The organism is Flavobacterium sp. UGB4466 (assembly GCF_903469665.1).
In the GTDB taxonomy this organism is placed as follows: Bacteria; Bacteroidota; Bacteroidia; order Flavobacteriales; family Flavobacteriaceae; genus Flavobacterium; species Flavobacterium lipolyticum.
Window position 1 is genome coordinate 1 of sequence record NZ_CAGKLC010000170.1, and the last position, 5,969, is coordinate 5,969.

Below are 5,969 nucleotides of genomic sequence, written 5' to 3' on the forward strand. Positions count from 1 at the left end.
AATATAGCATAAAGATAACATTTGGGTTAAAGTTAGATTTGGAAAGTTAATTCATATAATAAGTGGAATATCTTGATTTAAATCATAAAAAATTAAGATTTAAATTATGTGTGTTGTAAATAATTAACAAAATAACAAAACTAAACCAAAACAAGTATTATGAAAAAACAACTACTTTTATTAGTATTGTGTTGTCTCTGGAGTATGCAGGGAATTAAAGCACAGGATCTAATTGAGGCTTCACACAGCTGTCGCACAAAAGAGGTCAATGAATTACAATTAAAGAACCACCCCGGTTCATTGAAAGAAAGTAAAGCGTTTAATTTTTTTAGTAAAGAATACGCTAAAAAGCTGAAGACCAATAAAAGTGCGGTGAATACTACTTATACCATACCAGTTGTTTTTCATGTGTATGGTACATCGTTTAATGGTAAAACAGTTACTCTTGAGAAAATACAAACAGCCTTAAGGCATCTTAATGAGGATTTTCAAGGGTTGAATGATGATTTCAATACCGTAGAGCCTTTTTTTCAGGCAAGAAGGGGAACCTTAAATATTGAGTTTAAACTCGCACAGATTGATCCCAATGGAAAATGCACCACCGGAGTAATTTTTGAAAGAAAAAAAGACGGATATGGTAACGGGGGTGGGTACGATAGCCAAATTCAGGCAGATGCCTGGGACAATTACAAGTACATGAACGTTTACATTCAGAATGATTTGTATGCCGATGGTGCTACCAATAATTCAGGAGTTTGCTGGTATCCGGATTCCTGGATGTCCGATAATAATTTGGCAAGATGCGTTTATAACGGAGCTTATCTGGGAGAAAATACCAATAAAGAATTTGCGTCGGTATTGACTCACGAGTTTGGGCATTTCCTGAATTTGATCCATACTTTTGATGGTGGCTGTACAGGGACTGATCAAGTAGATGATACTCCAAAAGAAGACGGAAAACATTCTTTGGGCTGTGTACCCGGAACGAATTGCGACGGTGACAAAGTAAATATAGAGAATTATATGGGGTACAATGCTGCACAAGGATGCAGTAAGATGTTTACACAAGGACAGGTAGCGAGAATGCTTGCTGCTTTACAGCACTCTGCAAGAAAAACATTATGGTCAGCACAAAATTTGATCGATACAGGTGTTAATTCAACCGGAAGCAGTGTAACCACAAATGTTACAAGTTTTAAAGAAGATATTGCGAATAACGGAACAGTTACGGGCAATGCTGTAATTACTTTAAATGGAACTGTCTTTTCGAAATCGTCGGGAGCTTTAACTTCAGGGGTAGATTTTAGTTCTAATTTGCCTGCTGGTTTAAGTGCTGCGATTGTTATCAATAGCAGTAATCAGGCTACCGTTACTATAAGCGGAACGGCAACGAATCATAAGGCAAGTAATACTGCCAGCGGTGGAATTACATTGTTAGCTTCTGCATTAAATGGTGGAGTGAGCGGTATGCTTTGTGATGGTTTGAGTTGGAATTTTAAATTTAGAGATCCTTATGGTATTTTCTATGTTGATTTGCCTGATATGACGGTTACACCTACTTCTACCTGGAAAGCTTTTTTGGTTGAAAAAGGAGACGATGTAAAGTATGGTGCCTGGCGATTTGCAGCCAATCATTTAAAAGTGGAAACTTATGGAAAAAGACTGGTAACCAATGCAGGAACAAATAATATTACACCTCTTGGTTTTAATACAGCAATTAATGCAAGCAGTAATTTTACAGCACCGGGAGCCTATCCAAATCAATTGGATATAAGAACGCCGTCTTATACTGCTTGGGACGGAAAAACGGATTATTTAGGTTTCGAATACACCATTGATGGAGAAAAATGTTACGGTTGGTTAAAAGCTGTTGTTAAGGCAGATGGTTCGGGATACAGTATTCTGGAGTATGCATATAATACACAACCGGGAGGAACAATCTACACCGGAATGTCCGATAAAGTGGCGTTAAGTGTTTCTCCGGCTTCTCTTGCGGAGAGTGCTGCTAATAATGGAAGCATTTCTCAGATTTCTTCTTTTAAATTAACGACGAACAATGGAACTTTTGTTAAAAATTCAGGAGTACTGACTCCCGGAGTTGATTATACGATCACGGGTGTTCCGGCTGGTTTGACGGCTAAACTAAATGTAATGAGTACTACCGAAGTGCAATTGGCTTTAACAGGAAATGCTGCGGTGCATTTGAAAGAAAATAGTACTCAGGTAGTAGTGACCTTTTTAAATCCTGCTATTACAGGCGGAGTTGCAGTATTGTCAAATTCTGTTGCAGCTGTTAAAATTAATTTCAGAGATCCTTATGCAATTGTACATGTGAAAGATCTGAATTATACCGTGGATGCAGAAAATACCTGGAAATTCTTCAGAATTACAGCTGATGCCGATCAGCAGGATTATGGAGTTTTTGTGGATAAGGGTGATCTTAAATTAGAAACCTATACAAAATCTATTGTTTGTGAGGGTAATTCTTTAAATATGAGTTTGATCGGAGCCAATCAACTTATTGATGGCAACAGTAATTTTATTGAAGGAGGCAGTTATCCTGATCTGCACAATTTAAGAAATGCGGGTTATAAATCATGGGATGGGAAGACGGGCTATATTGGTTTTAAATTTACAATAGCTGATGAACCCTGTTATGGCTGGTTTAAGGTGAAAGTAAATGCCAAGGGAACTGCTTATACATTATTAGAATATGCTTATAATACAGAACCTCTGGCAGGTATACTTACTGAAGATATTCCGGCAGATCTCACCGTTCATTTAGCTACTACACCGGATGAAATCAATGAAAATGCTGTAACTAATGACGGAAGTTTTGAGACAAAAATCGCAATTCAGTTAACAACAAACGGCGGGACTTTTACAAAAAGCTCTGGAAATTTAGTCCAGGGAACAGATTTTACCGTTGCAGGACTGCCAGCAGGTTTGACTCCTGAAATTACTTTAATAAACAGTACAACAGCTGAGTTAAGTTATACGGGTAAAGCAACGGCCAATGAAGCTTCAAATACAGCCACGGCGACTGTTACTTTCCTGAACCCTGCAATTACCGGAGGAGCTGCGATTCTTGATACGGATTATTTTACTACTAAGTTTATTTTTAAGAACGCGTATAAAATTATTTACGTCGATCTTCCAACTCCCTTAACAGTAGCTGTCACAGGTTCTAAATGGAATCCATTCAATATTACGGCAGATGCAGATCATACCGGCTATGGGTTATTTATTGACGGCAATGATTTAAAGTTGGAAAATTATGATAAGGATTTGGTTTGCGAATCAGGAATTAACAATATCTCGTATTTAGGCTATAACGTTACAATTGGTGCAGCTAGCAATTGGAATGGGACAAGAGTTCCTGCTTTAAGAAGCAGTACCTATACGGTTTGGGACGGTAAAACAGGTTTTATAGGTTTTAAATATACGAAGAATGGAGTGCCTTATTATGGTTATTTTGAAACGGTTGTAAGTGCCGATGGCCAGAGTTATACGATCAGCAAATATGCTTATAATACAGCTCCTGCAGCTTCAATTACTACGCCTCTCCAGTTAGGTGTGGTTAAAATGAGTAACAATCCGACAACAATCACTGAAGATAAATTAACAAATAACGGAACTTTTACAACGACAGTAACGGTACAGTTGACATCAAATGGCGGGACTTTTACAAAAAGTTCAGGCAACTTAGTTCAGGGGACTGATTTTACTATAGCAGGTTTGTCAGCGGGTTTAACGGCTAGTGTGAGTGTCGTAAATAACACTACGGTTCAGGTAAGTTATCAAGGCAAAGCCATTGCTAATGAGGCAGCCCATGCAGCTACAGCCACAATTACCTTTTTAGATCCGGCTATTACCGGGGGAACAGCAGTTTTAGAAAATAAATCGTTCACTACTGATTTTACTTTTACCAATGCTTATGTGGTGGTTAAAGTAGATTTACCGACTCCGATAGTAGTTTCGGCTGCGAGTCCTTCAGGATCTTTTAGAATTACTGCCGAGGTAGATGGAAACGAGACCGAATTTAAATTGCTTTATGGTGTTAATGGTCTTAAATTTTCAACGAATAATGGATTAGTTACTGAAACAGGAACAGCTAACATTGGTTACATCGGAACCAGTCAAATGATTGGAGGAAGCAACCATTTAAATTCATCCGGTGATGCCATTATGAGCGATCCTGTTTATAGCAGCTGGAATGGAAAAACGGGATTCATTGGATTTTCATTTGCTAAAGGCGGGGCAGTTTATTACGGTTATTTTGAAGGGGCAGTAAGTGCAGACGGGAAAAGTTTTGCGATAATACGATATGCATACAGTACCGAACCGCAAGCTTCAGTTAAAACTCCGGACACCGTTCAAAATTTCACTTTCCCTACTTTGAGTACTGTAGATTTTGAAAGCAAAGCAGCTTTTAAAACTTATCCAAATCCGTTTAACGATGTCATAAACATTAGTTCTGATTCATTTTCGGGGAAAAAAATAGAGGTGCTAATTTATAACAGTTTAGGACAGAACATGTTTGTTAAATCATACGATGCCAATGATGGCACTATAACTGTAGATGGCAGTAACCTTACCAACGGTTTCTACTTTTTGAAGGTAAAAGTAGATGGCAAGGAGCAGGCTGTTAAAAAGCTAATTAAATAGTAGACTTAAAATAGAAATTGATTGAATAGAAGGCTGTCTGAAAGGACAGCCTTCTTTGTTTTGTCTCTTTAAATAAAAAAGAAGATACTGACCACGTTACAATAATCCCAGCGTTTTAGCTTTTTCAATTAGATCTTTGTCGCTTCCTTTTCCTTTTAATAACTGATCTTTTATGTTGGCTTTCCTTTTTTCTATAGCGCTCATTGAAAGAGGGATATATTCGGGAAGATTTACTGTTTTTACCCCCTCAGAGATTAGAATTAAAATTTGATTGTCGTGATTGTCCCAATTTATATTTTTCTTAAACAGTTCTCTTTGAGATTCTACAATGGTATCGCTTCTGAATATTTCGCCATTAATAATGTTTTTACAAATTACGGGAAATTGTTCAAAATTGATGTCACTTTTGGATATAAAACCTTCAGGCTGGATTCCTTTTATTATTTTGTCCACCGTCAAAGGTTCACTGCGCATAGTAAGGAGTACTATTTTGCAATTCGGGAATTTTTCCTTGATCAAATAGGCCAAATCTATGCCGTCATTAATATTTGATGGTTTGTAGGGCGGCAGATTAATATCAAGTAAGGCAAAATCGATAGTACTATTTTGCTTGTGATGAAGAATGATTTTATTGTAAGCATCTTCACAATTATGACTTTTAATAAAATTTGGTAAATTTTTCTGAAACTCACCATCAGATAAGAGATTGATATAGCTGTCCACCGTCATTGGATGGTCGTCGACGATCAAAATATTAAGATTCATAATTTGTTTAATTCTATTGGAAACAAATGTAAGAAAAACTACGGTTTTTCCGTAATGGAATTTTGATTGTTTTACAACTAAAGAGATTCGTTGAATGGTTGATAATTAGTTTAAGTTCTAATTTTAACATGAATTAAATGAAATATTACGGATTTACCGTACATTTTAATCCGGAGTTTAGTGTTTTTTTGTTTTAATAATCAATTAAAGTTATTTTTATGAAAACGAAGTTATTTATTCCGGGATTGCTAATTGCTGTTGCACTGTTGACTTTTTCATGTACAAATGATGATTATGAAACTCCGAAAACTCAGAGTAGTCAATCAAAAAATTTGCATGAAAAATTAGATCCAAAAACAAATAATATGGTTAATGGAACGACTAATTCGGATACTGACTTGTTAAATACTGAGGGTGATCCCGAAATTACAAGACCAACCAGAAAAGACTAAATGTTTTTGTGTTTATAAAAAAGACTATTTGATTTATTTTTAAATCTTATAGTCTTTTTATTTCAAAACCCTATATTTGAAATT

The 5,969-nt window shown here is 36.3% G+C and carries 3 protein-coding genes; 2 read left to right on the plus strand and 1 reads right to left on the minus strand.

The window, feature by feature from the left end:
- Positions 1–159: 159 nt before the first annotated feature.
- A complete protein-coding gene (locus JO950_RS20995) occupies positions 160–4,668 on the plus strand; it encodes a M43 family zinc metalloprotease (protein WP_202704393.1) in 4,509 nt (1,502 codons plus the stop codon).
- A gap of 96 nt (positions 4,669–4,764) precedes the next feature.
- Here JO950_RS20995 and JO950_RS21000 read toward each other — a convergent pair whose 3' ends face one another.
- Complete coding sequence (locus JO950_RS21000) at positions 4,765–5,433, minus strand: response regulator (RefSeq protein ID WP_202704394.1); 669 nt, start codon at positions 5,431–5,433, stop codon at positions 4,765–4,767.
- A gap of 218 nt (positions 5,434–5,651) precedes the next feature.
- Here JO950_RS21000 and JO950_RS21005 point away from each other — a divergent pair, with 218 nt between their 5' ends.
- Positions 5,652–5,885 (plus strand): hypothetical protein, encoded by a 234-nt coding sequence (locus tag JO950_RS21005; protein ID WP_202704395.1) that lies wholly within the window; start codon positions 5,652–5,654, stop codon positions 5,883–5,885.
- The last annotated feature ends 84 nt before the right edge of the window (positions 5,886–5,969 follow it).